The 15,200-nt window shown below is 44.2% G+C and carries 10 protein-coding genes and 1 pseudogene; 8 read left to right on the forward strand and 3 right to left on the reverse strand.

Annotated elements, in window-relative coordinates; genetic code table 11:
* Positions 1-85 precede the first annotated feature (85 nt).
* A complete protein-coding gene (locus tag ACJJI4_RS16380; protein WP_444925810.1) occupies positions 86-877 on the forward strand; it encodes a PhzF family protein in 792 nt (263 codons plus the stop codon).
* Between the two features lie 82 nt (positions 878-959).
* The gene (locus ACJJI4_RS16385) at positions 960-1,382 is read left to right on the forward strand and encodes a GFA family protein (RefSeq protein WP_444896197.1); all 423 of its coding nucleotides are present in this window, start codon (positions 960-962) and stop codon (positions 1,380-1,382) included.
* 82 nt (positions 1,383-1,464) lie between these two features.
* Here the strand turns inward: ACJJI4_RS16385 and ACJJI4_RS16390 are convergent, their stop codons facing one another.
* On the reverse strand, positions 1,465-2,625 hold the full coding sequence (locus ACJJI4_RS16390) for an NnrS family protein (RefSeq protein ID WP_444907373.1): 1,161 nt from the start codon (positions 2,623-2,625) through the stop codon (positions 1,465-1,467).
* A 661-nt stretch (positions 2,626-3,286) separates the two neighbouring features.
* Here ACJJI4_RS16390 and ACJJI4_RS16395 point away from each other — a divergent pair.
* A complete protein-coding gene (locus ACJJI4_RS16395; protein WP_444925811.1) occupies positions 3,287-4,648 on the forward strand; it encodes a hypothetical protein in 1,362 nt (453 codons plus the stop codon).
* 40 nt (positions 4,649-4,688) lie between these two features.
* On the opposite strand, the gene ACJJI4_RS16400 is transcribed toward ACJJI4_RS16395, so the two are convergent.
* Complete coding sequence (locus ACJJI4_RS16400) at positions 4,689-6,071, reverse strand: MFS transporter (RefSeq protein WP_444925812.1); 1,383 nt, start codon at positions 6,069-6,071, stop codon at positions 4,689-4,691.
* Positions 6,072-6,656: 585 nt separating this feature from the next.
* Entirely contained in the window at positions 6,657-6,815 is a 159-nt protein-coding gene (locus ACJJI4_RS16405; RefSeq protein ID WP_444915623.1) for a hypothetical protein, read from the reverse strand.
* 583 nt (positions 6,816-7,398) lie between these two features.
* Between ACJJI4_RS16405 and ACJJI4_RS16410 the strand changes: the two genes are divergently transcribed.
* The 5 genes and pseudogenes from ACJJI4_RS16410 (at position 7,399) to ACJJI4_RS16430 (ending at position 14,778) form a co-directional block, all read left to right on the forward strand.
* Complete coding sequence (locus ACJJI4_RS16410) at positions 7,399-8,694, forward strand: hypothetical protein (protein WP_444925813.1); 1,296 nt, start codon at positions 7,399-7,401, stop codon at positions 8,692-8,694.
* Between the two features lie 580 nt (positions 8,695-9,274).
* A complete protein-coding gene (locus ACJJI4_RS16415) occupies positions 9,275-10,570 on the forward strand; it encodes a hypothetical protein (RefSeq protein ID WP_444925814.1) in 1,296 nt (431 codons plus the stop codon).
* A 492-nt stretch (positions 10,571-11,062) separates the two neighbouring features.
* Positions 11,063-12,373 (forward strand): autotransporter outer membrane beta-barrel domain-containing protein, encoded by a 1,311-nt coding sequence (locus ACJJI4_RS16420; RefSeq protein ID WP_444925815.1) that lies wholly within the window; start codon positions 11,063-11,065, stop codon positions 12,371-12,373.
* Between the two features lie 1,049 nt (positions 12,374-13,422).
* Positions 13,423-13,527, forward strand: a pseudogene (locus ACJJI4_RS16425) (hypothetical protein); the annotation flags it as partial.
* A 156-nt stretch (positions 13,528-13,683) separates the two neighbouring features.
* On the forward strand, positions 13,684-14,778 hold the full coding sequence (locus ACJJI4_RS16430) for a hypothetical protein (protein WP_444925816.1): 1,095 nt from the start codon (positions 13,684-13,686) through the stop codon (positions 14,776-14,778).
* The last annotated feature ends 422 nt before the right edge of the window (positions 14,779-15,200 follow it).

Here is a 15,200-nt window from a genome sequence, read left to right on the forward strand (position 1 = left end):
GTATAAATTGGTGAACTTTAGGGGTATAAAATATCACGCCCGCCACCAGCGCTTCTGAAAAACTGGAGCACCATGGAGTTCAAATATGGAACTTGAAATTCATTTCATTAACGCCTTTACCGACAAAGTCTTTCACGGAAATTCAGCCGGAGTTGTTGTTACTGAGGATTGGCTGGATGAAAATTTAATGCAGTCCATCGCTGCAGAAAATAATCTTTCCGAAACCGCGTTTCTGGTAAAACGCCCGGATACCAGTTATGGAATTCGCTGGTTTTCACCGTTAACGGAAATTGATTTTTGTGGTCATGCCACCCTGGCGTCAGCCCATGTTCTTTTTTCTCAAGACCCTCAATGCGAGCAACTCCAGCTCCATGCTGCCCCTGTGGGCAAAATGACAATAAGCCGAGGGGAAAATGGAATTATTTCCATGGACTTCCCACGAAGGGAGCCACAACCCATAGATCGCATACCGCCGGAATTACTGAAGGGGCTTTCAATAACACCAAGCCAGGTGTTACTTAACAACCAAGCTTACTTTGCCATCTACGATAGTGAGCGAGACGTTTTGGATGTGCAGCAGGATGCGAGCAGCCTGCGAAAGCTCGCCCCCTACGATGTGGTCGTTACGGCAAAATCCGATAGGTACGATTTTATCTCCCGATACTTCTGGCCATCCAATGGTGGTGCCGAAGATCCGGTGACCGGTTCTATTCACACAGGGCTCGCCCCTTACTGGTCACAAATTCTGGATAAGAAAGAGCTGATCGCCTATCAAGCCTCCAAGCGCGGCGGCCTGCTGAATTGCACCATCGCCGGGGACAGGGTCATTATCTCAGGCAAAGCAGTACCCTATTTGAGCGGGACCATACGGGTTTGATACCCCAACGCCGGGATTTCCAAAATAAATCACAGTTTCCCCTAATTACGATAAGTACAACTAAACAGAGGAGCATTGAGCAATGGAACAAAAAGGATCGTGCCTATGTGGCACTATTAACTTCGAAATTGAAGGTGACTTTGGCGGCTTCTTTCTCTGCCACTGTAGTTACTGCCGCAAAGATACCGGTTCAGCCCATGCAGCAAACCTATTCTTCGCATCAGCGAAACTTGAATGGCTATCCGGTGCAGAACAAGTCAAAACCTTTAAGCTGGCAGGGACGAGGCACAGCAAAAGCTTTTGCAATCAATGCGGTTCCGCAGTGCCACGAGAAGATCCTGAAATTGGCCTCTTAGCGGTTCCCGCTGGCAGCCTGGATCGCCCAATAGATGTAAGGCCTAATGCCCATATCTTTATGGCCAGTAAAGCCGAGTGGGACCGGGAACTGGAAACAGTACCTAAAGTAGACAAACTACCCCAGGTAGCTAGTGCGGACTCTGAATAGACCAGTTAATGATGGCTTTACTCGACCACAGTTGCTGCGATGATAAGGTTTCTCGCAGCAACTGAAGATCACATAGAGAGAATTAGCCGGGATGACCGTCAACGCGCGGCTGGAAAAGCACCGGGGTGTAATACAGTAAGAAAAGCGTGTAACCGACTACCCAGGCAATAATTGCTGCGAGCAAACCACTCGGGGCGGGTGCCCAAAACACACGTGCGAGAGCAGATAACGCCAGGGCCATAAAAGCCAGGGGCATCAAGCGCGGCGCCTTCAATATCCGACCTGTGTGGCCGAGACTGACGCGACTGGTCATAGACAAGATCAATCCGCCGATACCACCAACGGCAAATGCGTGCAAGGCGGGACTCTGCCAGGAAGGGGCAATTTGGCTCCAGGCCAGAGCCGCGAGAAAACACCCCAAAATAACCAACCAGTAGCTCACATGCAGAGACCAAACCATCGGTTCTGCCCATATTTTTGTAGGGTGCCAGCGCACTACCCGGATCACCTGCAAAATACCCAGAGAGACCGCAAAAAAGGCCCAAACCATTTGCGGCAAACCAACAGCCACCGACAGTAACAAGCCCACCGCAGCAATATGGGTACCCCACTCTACAGCCGGTATCTTATCTCTTGGGCTCAAGTGAAAGCGGCGCGCCGTAAAGAAGGGTATAACCCGCCCGCCGATTATCAGAATAATCGCCGTCACCAACAGCAAAGCCAGCAAGGCGATTCGGCTCTGTGCCCCTGGCAGCAACCAGTGACTAGCGGACAATGCGGCAAACATCAGCATCGCAGGCAATACAAACATATTTCGCCACTGCTTGGTTCGCAACACCCTGGCTCCGAGCAAAAACGCTGAGAACAGGAAGAAGGAGACTTCAGCAATTACCGGCATCCAAATAGGAACCGCCGCCAACAGGTAGCCCAAACGGGCCAAGAGCCACAGGCCGACCAAAGCAATAAGCTGGGTTCCCTTTGGCGAGGGGATACCAGTCCAGGTTTGCATGGCCGTGCCGAGAAAACCCACAACAACGGTAGCCGCGAACCCAAACAGCATCTCATGGGAGTGCCAGACTACCCCCATTCGAAAAGCCGGCATCTGCCAACCGAATAACTGCCCCTGCCAGATAACCAGGGCAACCATACTCCACAGAGCAGCTCCCCAGAAAAAAGGGCGAAACGGCATACGCCAAATAGGTGCAATAGACTCCGCGCGCGCGCGGTCAACGATAGGTATCAAAATCCATTCTCCTTACCAACTACGGGAACACCAGGCTCCCTACACAAATAATTCGCAGTACAAGACCACCCCGACAGGCCTGCTTTGCTTGGAGAATCAAAGGCGTCCTAAAAAAAGCAGGACACAGGGGTTTATCTGTCCGGCGGCGCCGCAACCTAGGCAAAAGCGCCGACTTTTCAGTCATCCGCATCAGTGCGGGATATCGCCCGAGATTCCATTTCCAGGGATTGGGAAAGAGCCCTATTCTCACTCAATTAACAAAAATAGTTAACAAAAAAATGAGTAGTCTGTGAATTATTCTAACTGGGGTGAAGAATTTTTTTCTGTGTAGATAACCTGAAAAAAACCACACGTTTTATAGGGTTATTTCTATTTTCAGAAAAAACTGGGCAAAGGTGAAGTGGACTTGAAGTATCTCACAAGTTTACTCAAATTGGGAAGCACTTCCATTTACAGAAACATACACGGAGCCACCAATAAACAAACACTCAACCAGGAATAAAGCTTGAACCTATTTCCCTAGTAATTCAGTACTTATCTCTCATATACAAACCATTATATTTTCACCATAATTTTATATGGCAATCATTACACGGTGCCCAGTACCGGCAAGATACAGCCTAAGTTAAAGATTTACGCCAGCCTGTGCAGTGGAGGAATTATGCTCATACCAGGCTATCTTATCGCGGCATCAACCTTACTATTCTGCTGCCAGGCCCTCGCAACCAACACTTATATCCTGTCACAACAGGGTATTGGCAATCGGGCTATAGGGGACCAAAGCGACCCAACCATCATTAACAATCTCATCATGCAAACACAAGATGGTGAATTTAATAATGTGGTGGCTCAGCAATCCAACGGCAATACTGAAGGATCTATTATCCAGTTGCAGAGAGGCGCATCAAACGAGCTAATGTCAGTCCAATCCAGCAGCCTGGGTAGCACGACATCAGTCTCCCAGCTTAATGTTCTCAACAAGGCCGAAACCTCACAGACAAGTACACTGTTTAGCACTATAAGCATCAGTCAGGAACAATCCCTAAATCAAATTACGAGCATACAAAACCTTTCCACTGGTACAACTGCTAACATCTCGCAGATAGGAACCCTAAATTTTTCGGAATCTATCCAAGATGATGTTGCTCTTAGTGATGTCTCTATTAGCCAGTTAGGTAATTTTAATAGAGCTGAGATTATCGATAAAGAAAGTGGCATAGCAAATTCTGCCAGTATTATCCAAAGTGGAAGCCAGAATATTGATACTAGAATTACCCTGATACAGTCTCTGGGAACCAATAATCAAATTCAACAATTTGGCAATAACAACACTGCCCGGATAACAAATACTAACGGCGCCTTTAATACCAACTCAATAGTACAACTGACAGATTCCAGTGCTACTAGCATCCAAACAAGCAACTCTATTCAGGGATTTAACAGTTCCATCCAGCAAGGACAGAGTAATCGCGCTTCTATAATTGTTAATCTTGCTCAAAACAACCAGGCCTTTACATCTCAAAGTGGAACAAACAACGGGTCCACAATCAACCAGATAAACATCAATAATTTTTCCGAGATAACACAAACAGGAACAAGCAATAGCGCCACGTCAATACAACTCGCTATTGAAGGCGTTAGTAGTGTTGTCACACAAAGTGGATCGGATAATAGCGCTGATATTAGCCAAAGTGGATCCGCCTCAGAAACAGCTATAGACCAGGAATTTGATCAAAATACAGTAATCGCTATACAAGATGGTTTTAGTGCAAGACTACAGTTACTACAACAAGGCACACAGAATCAAGTAAGTTCAACGCAGTCTGGTAATTTTGATGATACAGATATCATTCAACTGGGTGAGCTAAACACTATCAATCTCATTCAAACCGGCAGCTTTAATAGTGCTGAGTTACTACAACTAGGTACAGATAACTTTCTCCAGGTAATTCAATTAAGTTTTGGTGCTACAATCTCCATTTCACAGATTGGCAGTAACAATTCTGCGATATACATTCAGTAGAGAAAGAAGCTAAGAAAACTATATTATTTATTGCTCAGATTCATTCCTTCTGGAAAACATCCCCTTTCACAAATAGCAAACTTACAATCAGTGCTGCAGCAGCCAAACACGCATTAACAGTAAATGCCCGATCAATACCCTCAGATAATTCCGGAGCCATCGCAACAACCGTTGTATTCATCGCCAGACCAATAGCACCGCCGATAATTTGGAACATATAAATTAAGGCCGCCGCCAAGCTTGCCCTGGCAGGCCCCAATACCGTAACCGCAGTAGTCGTTATCGTAGGAAAATATAAGCCTAATCCTATACCGAGAGTGAGCATTCCCGGTACCAGGTGCAGATAGTGATCGCGAACCACTAGGCCAGAAAGTAAAAACATTCCCAAACCTAAAAAGAGTGCCGCTCCCGCTAAAATTAGGCGAGCCCCCAAAAATTCATATAGCCACCCTGCTATATATGAGACTACCGCATAGGTAATCATCACCGGCAATAAACCCGCACCAGACCAAACTGCAGAATAACTCAACTCCTTAATTAAAAATTGAGGAATATAAAGCAACATAGATACAAAAGTGACCGATAGAAGCAAAGTCACCACACAGATAGAAAAAAAGCGCCAATTAGTAGCTACATCCGGGGGAATAAGTGGGTCAGAGCGAGTATGAGGCTCAACCCAGGCAAATACCAAAAAGAAAATCACCGATGTTACTAAAAGTCCAATCACTAAAGGACTTCTAAATCCTACATCGATAACAAAATCCAGAGATAACATTAAAGCCAAAAGGCTAATTGATAATGAGGCCATCCCCCAATAGTCAACCTTTTCATTGCTCTCATCGGGCTTATCATCTTCAATTACTTTCCAACCCACCAACATTGCCGCCAAAGCGATGGGTAAGTTAATAAAAAAAATCCAGCGCCAGCTAAGAAAATCTGTAAAGAAACCACCCAACAGTGGCCCTACAGAGTTCGCAAAGCCACACACCGTCATTATCAAACCGCCTGCCTGACCGGCGCGGTCATCAGGCATGATCTGATAGGTCATGCCGAGCACAGCGGGCCACATCAGAGCACCACCAACACCCATTAATGCCCGGCTTCCCAGTAGCATCCATTCGTTGACGGCCAGACCACCCAAAACTGAGAAAAAGATGAAGATTGAGGTTCCTACAAAAAACAGCCGGCGCCGACCAAACATATCCGCCAAGCGCCCGCCAGTAACTATAAAAATCCCGAACACCAATGCATAACCGTTAATCACCCACTGAAGGGTGGAGATATCTGCGTTAAAATGTTTTTCCATTGCAGGGATAGCGACGGAGAAGGCCGTAAAATCATTGGCCACCAAAAAGACTGCCAACGACAATGCTGTTAAGCCAATAATCTGTGATCGCGATAGCGGGGTCTTTGAGGCTGCCATAAATGCCAAACTTCACACTTTGCAAGTTATGCAATGGATATATAAGCTTGGACCAATGAAGGACCAACTGCAGCGCAAATTATCAGGCAACACCAAGTAACAGCCTAGAACCAATGGGGTTCTCATAAACTTTATTACTAGAATCTCGGTGCTTTTCTCCTATATCCAGAATTACTTTCTTCCGCAATACTCTGATTAGGTCCCAGCTCAGGCATAGACAAGCATTAATGCCAACAACAATGGCTTGATGTCAGTGTAAGTCCGCAGTCTCACTAATCCTCATTCCATGTTTAGCAGATCGAATCAGTCCAAAAGCAGTATCCGGTAGCAGAAGTATTTAAAGCTATCAGCCGATGATCAATCAGGATTGATCGACAGGCTTGAGCGGGGCCCCTTCTCCAATTCTTATAAATCAAAAATCAAAGACTGACAAGATTTTCCCATCAAGGTACTATCTTTAGCCATTACCATTCTCTCGATCAATCATGGCCATCAGGCCCTGGCGAACAATACTTACTCATCAACCAAGTAAGAACTGGCAACACTGCTACTGAAGATCAAATTGAAAAAACAACCACTAACAACTTAATAAATCAAGCTCAGATTGGTGACAATAATAACGTTGAAGCAACACAATTTAACGGCAACAACAATTAAATAATGCCCACGCAGGCAGGAATTAACGATAGCATCACCACTACTTAATTTGGTAATAATACCGCGATTTCTCTGCAGTAAAGCCATGTGCCAATCTCTAGGAACTTGTATGTTCAGACAGCTATCTCCCAGAATCTATCATCCAACTCTCCTCCCAGCAGCCACATCCTAACACACTGAAAATATCAGATATTTTCCGACTTTAGTCCCAGTATCTCAGTGCTTTTATCTCATTCCCCTGAGGAGTCTCATTGTCAATACTTTTTCCAAGGCTCCAATATCTGAAACGAGCTGGATTTCGACTTTTGGAGAGCCCAATCAAACGGATTACAGAGGAGAAATATCTATGACAAACGGTGAGCACTTATGCCCACCAGAATTTGGAATCATTGAGTCTTTTTTAGAAAGCCGCCAATGATCTTAGCCCCGGCATATCCAAGTACTAATGCCAATGACAATGGCTTGGAGCCAGTGCAAGTAAGCAGTCTCACTACTTCTCTCACCATTTAGGGCCGATCAAATCACCCCCCAGTACCCGGCGGACGGTAGAGGCGGAATGTAGTCTCCGTTCGTCTACACCGGGATTGGATATGGATTTCACCTGTGTTGTACAGGAAGTACTGTGGACGCCATCAAAGCGCCATAGCGAGTTGAAGTAAAGGAGTTACTTGTGAAGATCTTACCTATTGCCGTTACCGCTCTATCCCTTTCCATCAGTGGTCTGGTTCATGCAGATGACAATGAATATATCCTCTATCAAGAAGGTACAGGAAACACTGCCATGGGAGACCAAAGTGATCCCACGATTACCAATAACCTGATTGAACAAACCCAGATCGGCGATAATAATATTGCTGAAGCGTCACAATCCAACGGCAACACCAACGGAGTAATCATTCAGTATGAGGAGGGCGATACTAATGATGCTTTTGCCTTCCAGAATGGAACAACTGATTCCACCGGAATCATGACCATTTTTGGAAATAACAATCAGGGAGCAACCCAGCAAACCTCTACCAGTAACACCACAATGGAATTTACCATTACAGGTTCGGGCAATATTGGTGCCTCCTCTCAAACAAATACTTCAAATAGCTTAATGGAGTTCACCATCACTGGTGATGACAATATTGGTAGCTCCTTCCAGCAAAACTCTGACTCTGTATCTTTGATAGTTGATACCAACGGTAACGATAATATTGCATCTACTTTTCAAGAAGACAGCTCTAATACCAGTATTGTAATACAGCAAACCGGTGACTCGAATGTCGTTAGCGGCTTTGATGATGATGGCAGTGCTGATAACAGCGTTGTGAATATCCAGCAAGGCAACTCAAATATTATCAACTTTGTTCACAATGCAAGCTTTAACCAAAATGATACAATTGAACAATATGGAGACGACAACTTTTCTGGGTCATCTTCAAACAACACCAGCGGTAGCACAAGCTATTTGTTACAGGTAGGCGATCAAAATGACTCCTTTATCCTATATAATGATTCAGCAAATATAACTGCCTCAATCATTCAAGAAGGCTCAAGTAATAATGCTAATACATTATTAAATCAAGCCTTTGATAGCGATTCCTCAGTGACCCAAACAGGAGATAGCAACGACTCATTTCTTGTTCAGAGTGGATCTTCTCACTATGCAGAAATCATACAAATCGATGATTTGAATACTATAGACGCTGAACAAAGCAGTTTTGATGCAAACCTTTACGCTTTGCAAGATGGTGAAGACAACTTAATTAACTCCCTGCAAGATGGAGATTCCGAATCAGCTACTCTGAACCAGGCAGGAAGCTTAAATGAAATAGATTTAACTCAGAGTGGACAGCAGGATACTGCTATTTTATCTCAGAATGGCAATAACAATTTCTTGATGGTCACGCAAACAGGCTTCAACGACAGTATCAATGTTACACAGCTTGGTGACAATAACAGCGCAACTTATATGCAGTAAGCTAAATTAGAAGGCCTACATAAGTCATGTAGGCCCTTGTAAGACTGCCCCATTCTTAACCGCAACCTAAGTCATAGCGAATATACTCATTCAAGGCGTACCTTACCCTTCAGTCTTTATTACTAGTATCTCAGTACTTTTGTTCTATACACACAATGACGAATACTGCCAATACTGGGTAAGGACATTAACAGGCACGACCATTGAGAAATGAATGTTTGGTGATTTTTTACAAATCACATTACGAAGGAGGTAAATTCTCACCTATTAGGTGAATAAATAACCAGATAGAGAATCATTGAGTCTTTTTAGAGAAAGCCGCCAATGATCAAAGCCCCGGCATATCCAAGTACTAATGCCAATGACAATGGCTTGGAGCCAGTGTAAGTAAGCAGTCTCACTACTTCTCTCACCATTTAGGGCCGATCAAATCACCCCCCAATGCCCAGCGGACGGTAGAGGCGGAATGTAGTCGCCGTTCGTTTACACCGGGATTGGATACAGATTTCACCTGTGTTGTACAGGAAGTACTGTGGGCGCAGTCAATGCCCCATAACGAGTTGAAGTAAAGGAGTTACTTGTGAAGATTTTACCTATAGCCGTTACCGCTCTATCCCTTGCCATCAGTGGTCTGGTTCATGCAGATGACAATGAATATATCCTCTACCAGGATGGTACCGGCAATACCGCCAGCGGGGATCAAAGCGACCCCACCATTTTTAACAACCTGATCGAGCAGACCCAAATTGGTGACAACAACGATGCGGATGCCACCCAGTCTAACGGCAATACCAACGGTGTGATAATTCAGTACCAGCAAGGTGACAACAACACCTCGACCAGCGATCAGAATGGCACCACTGATTCAACCGCAGAAGCCTATCTGACCGGTGATAGTAATGATTCAGATACATCGCAGACGGCTACCAGCAATAGCACCATGGGCGTATATATAACGGGTAATAGTAATACCGGGGGCGGCACCCAAGATACGACATCCGATACATCGCAGCTATATACCATGGATGGGGATAACAACTTCGGGATCTCGCTCCAGGAGAACTTATCGAATAGCTTGATGGATTTCACCTTTGTTGGTGATGGCAATATCGCATCGTCCCTGCAAGTAGATTCCGACTCAGCGATACTGATTTCAGAAAGCTACGGCGATAGTAATATTATCTCCACCACCCAAAGTAACAGCTCCAACACCAGCGTTATGATTTTCCAAACCGGAAATGGCAATACGGGAACCACGGGGGATCAAACTGGCAGCGCCAATAATACCGGCACCATCGTCCAGGTTGGCGACTCCAATATTGGCAGCTTTGCCAACTTCAACAGCTTCTCGCAAAACAACTATTTCGAACAAATTGGCGATAGCAATGTGGTGTCCACCTCGGTAACAGACTCCAGTGACGGTACCGGGATTGTTTTGCAGCAGGGGGACAACAACTCCATAGGCGCTATAATACAGACGGTTTCCAATAACAGTTTTGACCTCAGCCAATTTGGCGATAGCAACTCTGTTTTTCTGGAACAGACCGGCTCTGATCATACGATAGAAACGATTCAAATGAGCGATATGAACGAAATCAATGCGGATCAACAAAGCTTTGATAACGATCTGTACGCTCTGCAAAACGGTGAGGAAAACCTGATCAATTCTCTGCAGGACGGCGATAGTGAGACAGGAACACTGAACCAGACCGGCACCTTAAATGAGATAGACCTCACCCAGAGCGGCCAGCAGGATATCGCCACCCTTTCGCAAGACGGTAACAGTAATTTCCTTATGGTTACTCAAACCGGCTTTAGCGATACCATTAGTGTCACCCAGCTAGGTGATAACAACAGCGCTACTTTTACACAATGAATTGACCAAGGGAGTCTGTATACGTCGCATATAGACTCCCCCCCTACTGTCAACTAGCTCTGATCCTAGAAAATCACTATAGAATAGACACACTTACGAAAACGTCCAGACCTACTTTATTACTAGTTTTTCAGTGCTTTTATCCCATTTCCTTTCCTACGCCTTCTTTTAATACTTCTACCAATAATTCGGGATTCAAATAGCGCGGATTTATTCGGTCCAGAGACTGTAGAGAAGGAAGTCAAAGGTCAATATCCCAGCATAACCAAGTATTCATGCTAACAATAATGGCTTGAAATCAGTGCCAGTCAGCAGTCTCACTACTTCTCTCCATTAAGGCAATAAAATTCCCCGATATTGGGCGAATTACAACGGCAGACTAATTTGTTGTTAACCAACACCGGAATTGGATATCGATGCCGCCTGTGTGATGCAGGAAGCGCTGCGACTGCAATTAATATGTCATAGCCAATTAACATAAAGGACTTATTTGTGAAAATCTTACCCATCGCCGCGACTGTACTACCCCTAACCGCACTGGCCCTCGCCATCAGTGGCCCCACCTATGCTGACAACAATGAATATATTCTTTTTCAAGATGGTAGCGGCAATACCGCTAACGCGGATCAGAGCGACCCCACGATTAGCGACAACCTGATTGAACAAGTCCAGATCGGAACAACCAACTCCGTCGATGCATCGCAGACCAATGGCAATAACAGTAGCACCATTAGCCAGTATCAGGAGGGCAGCAATAATGTATCGCTTAGCACCCAAGACGGCAACACTAACTCAACGGTAGAAACCAGTGCTATCGGTGACAACAACGACTTAGAAACCACTCAGACTTCCAACGCCACTAGCTTTATCGGCGTTTATGTAACAGGAAACGGCAATGAAATAGAAAATATGCAAACAGGAAATTCAGATACAACGGTGATCTATGCCATTGAAGGAAATAATAACGACGGGGAATCATTTCAAGCGAATAACAGCAATGTCAGTGCTAGTTTTACCGTTGTTGGTGAGGGTAACCGCCCCGATTTAAATCAGCAGAATTCGGATTCCTCAACAGCAATTTCGGAAACTTATGGCGATAGCAACGATCCCACTCCAATCCAAACTGATGTTTCAAATTCTACCATTACGATTTTTCAAACGGGCAACACCCATGTTGGCACTGTACAAGATCGCACTGGCGGCGCCAACAATATCAGCAGCCTTACCCAGACTGGAAATTCCCACCTTACCAACTCCACCATTGCCTCGAGCTTTAATCAGACCAACAACTTAGTACAAAATGGGAATGGCAACTCTATCAATGCAGAAATAAACAATGCAAACAATAGTACAGCGGTTGCCCTTCAGAGTGGGCGCTTCCATAATCTTACAATCTTTCAAACTAACGTTTCAGATAGTTATGTATCGGTTACCCAAAGCGATATTATAAATGTTGCCGTAGTTAATCAATCGGGTTCCGGTCATATGGCGGAAGTTATCCAAATGGATGACTCCAGTAACATAAATGTCGACCAAGATAACGCCGACAACAGCCTGTACGCTCTACAAAATGGTGTAGATAATCTGATCGATGCGGTGCAGAATGGCGTTAGTGAAATAGCTATGTTGAGCCAGACCGGCACGGTCAATGAGATAGATCTGACCCAAAGCGGCACGCTGAATACCGCCATCCTCACCCAAAACGGCAATGACAATACTTTAACCGTTGCTCAAACTGGCACCAGCGATACTATCACCGCGATCCAGTTGGGGGATAACAATAGCGGCACCATTTCCCAGTAATTGAATTTAGGGGCAATCAACAAACAGCAAGCACCCTACCGATAACCTGATTTTATTTAAGCCCGCATCAAATACTCACACCTGGAGAGATGTCGCAACATCTCTCCAGGAATTTTTTCCTAACAAATCCATACTTTTCCAACTTGCTAAGAATTCTTTACTGCACAATAACTTTTTAGAGCGTCATTATTTTCAACATCCCAGAGATTCTGATCAGCAATTTACTATCCGCACAAATTAAAGGTACAGCCAGGCCTGACAACACTCGATGCGACTGGCTCATTGACCACAGGAGGTGACCCATATAGAAATATCGATTTAGGGATATATTAGTAGCGCTCTTGAGATTATCGATTCACATCTAAACAGCCAGTATGCGAGTAATACCAAGGCAGATTAAGACATCAATAGCAATTAGATGGATTCGAAGTTTGCAGTGCAAAGCCATATCGACCTTTATCGCCATTTATCGCCATTTATCGCCATTTATCGCCATTTATCGCCATTTATCGCCATTTATCGCCATTTAGAGTGACAATTTAATACCTCAAGTTCAGTAGGTATTATATTTTAATTTAATCGATTGTTCGCGAAACTATGACTTGAAAATATATTCCCACCCGGGAACCTCTAAGTAGCTCAGAAAGCTATACGGCCACAATGCACACACCAGAGCCAACTATTAGTAATAACCTTATAGACCAGACACAAACTGGAAATCACAATGATATAGATGCACGTCAGATAAATGGAAATACTGGAGGAGGTATTATCCAGACCCGGGAGGGAAATAATAACTTTATTGTTTCTGTTCAAGATAGCACCTCAAATATGTCTGTAGTAATTTTTCAAATCGGTAATAGCAATTCAGTTCTGGTCTTGACCTTTTGGCCGAACAACATAGAGAATAGAATCTTATCAATTTACTCCAAGATAGTGTTAATGAAATAGCAACACTAATTTTGACCGCAATGATGAACGAGTTAGATCTCATGCAGATTGGCCAACAAAATACCGCCACCTGAACTCAGGATCGCAACAATAATTTTCTAATGCTTACCCAAATGGGTGCGAACGAGAGTATACACATTGCTCAGCAGGGAGATAACAATAGCGCTATTTTTACTAAAAAATGGATTAAATGGCTTTCCTAAATAAAGTGGGGAGCCATCTCCAGATACAACGTTTAAAAATAAATAAGAAAAAATAGGCCATGAAATTCTAGATATCTCCATATAAACTGTATTTATGATAGAAGTACTCACTTCAAGAAACTGCTATTTGCTGTTCAGTCATAGAAAGGAGTTATCATGCACACCAAGGTTGGTATTTGCGCCGCTCTAGTTTCATTCTCTGCCATATTTTCACTGGCTGAAAACAATAATACTTTTCTCTATCAGGAAGGAAGTGATAATAGTGCCACTGCCGACCAAAGCGACATTACCAGTATTGGCAACCAGATTACGCAAATACAAATTGGTAACGATAACTCACTAGAGGCAACACAGAGCGACAGCAATTTGCGTGGCTCCATATTACAGACGCAGATCGGTGATAGTAACAACGCCTTTGCTTCACAAGAAGGCACAAGAGATACAAGTTCCAGTGGTTACCAGATTGGTAATAACAACCAGGGAAGCTCATTACAAGGCTCAGTTACCAACAGTCAGTTCAACTATACCCAGTTGGGCAGTCAAAATAGCGCTCAAGGCGTCCAAACGAATTCCGACAATGCTTCTATTTCTATCGCGCAAGAGGGCACAGGAAATACAGTTACTAGTTCACAGGACACTATTACCAGGGGAGAAATGCAGTTTTACCAAACCGGTATTAGCAATAAATCTACAGTAGCGGATTCCAATAACGGCTCTGATAACAGATTAACTTCTACCCAGAGCGGGGACAGCAATCAAAACAATGTGTTTCTTAACGCGACAAACTCCGCAACAGATCATCTCCAGCAAACCGGTTCAGACAACCAGATTTTCCTGGTCCACAGTATCAGTGACAATGATACAGTAGAGATTCTGCAAGCTGGGACGCAACAAACACTCAATATTAGTCTTATCTCTACGGCTGATAATGAAGTCACTATTAATCAATTAGGTAGTAGTAATATTGGTACCTTAAATTTGAGCGGCACAAGTAACGGAACGCAACTGCAACAGGATGGATATCTTAATAGTGTCAATCTTACTCAGGGTGGAGAGGGAGTTAACCTATACGCCCATCAAATAGGTAGTAATAATGAGCTGGATCTAACCCAGGGTGGGCGACAAAATACTGCCACACTCTCCCAATTTGGTAACAGCAACTATATCTATTTGATGCAAACAGGAATTAATAGCAGCATTAACATATTGCAACTTGGCAGTAACAATAGCGCAAGCTATCAACAGCAGTAGGCTGCGCCTTAGGAGTCACCAACTACAAGAAGTCAGGAGAGAAAGAAAAACTGTATTTAAGGCTGTATGAGCTGTGGATGCCAAATACGAGCTTACCGATGTGCATTCACAGCAGCCCTCAGAAACAGTGTATTCCTTCTGGATCAGTAGTACACGTAAACATCAGCTTCCTCTTTTGAACCAAAGAACATTGTATGTCGAAACGAACAAAAACCTACTGATCTTGCCCCTTTTAACGGACACCTCGTCTGTTTGACTTTGGTGCCCGTTAAAACGGGGCAAGATCATAGGCCGACGAAGAAAGTGAATTGTTTACACAATGACTGATAAGTTAGTCACATAAACTATATTTTATTTTATTTTCTATTTATTGAGATCGATTCTCAAGTTTGTTTATACTGCGTGCGCTCTGGAATGATTCC

The organism is Microbulbifer maximicatervae (SeqCode), from assembly GCF_052467305.1.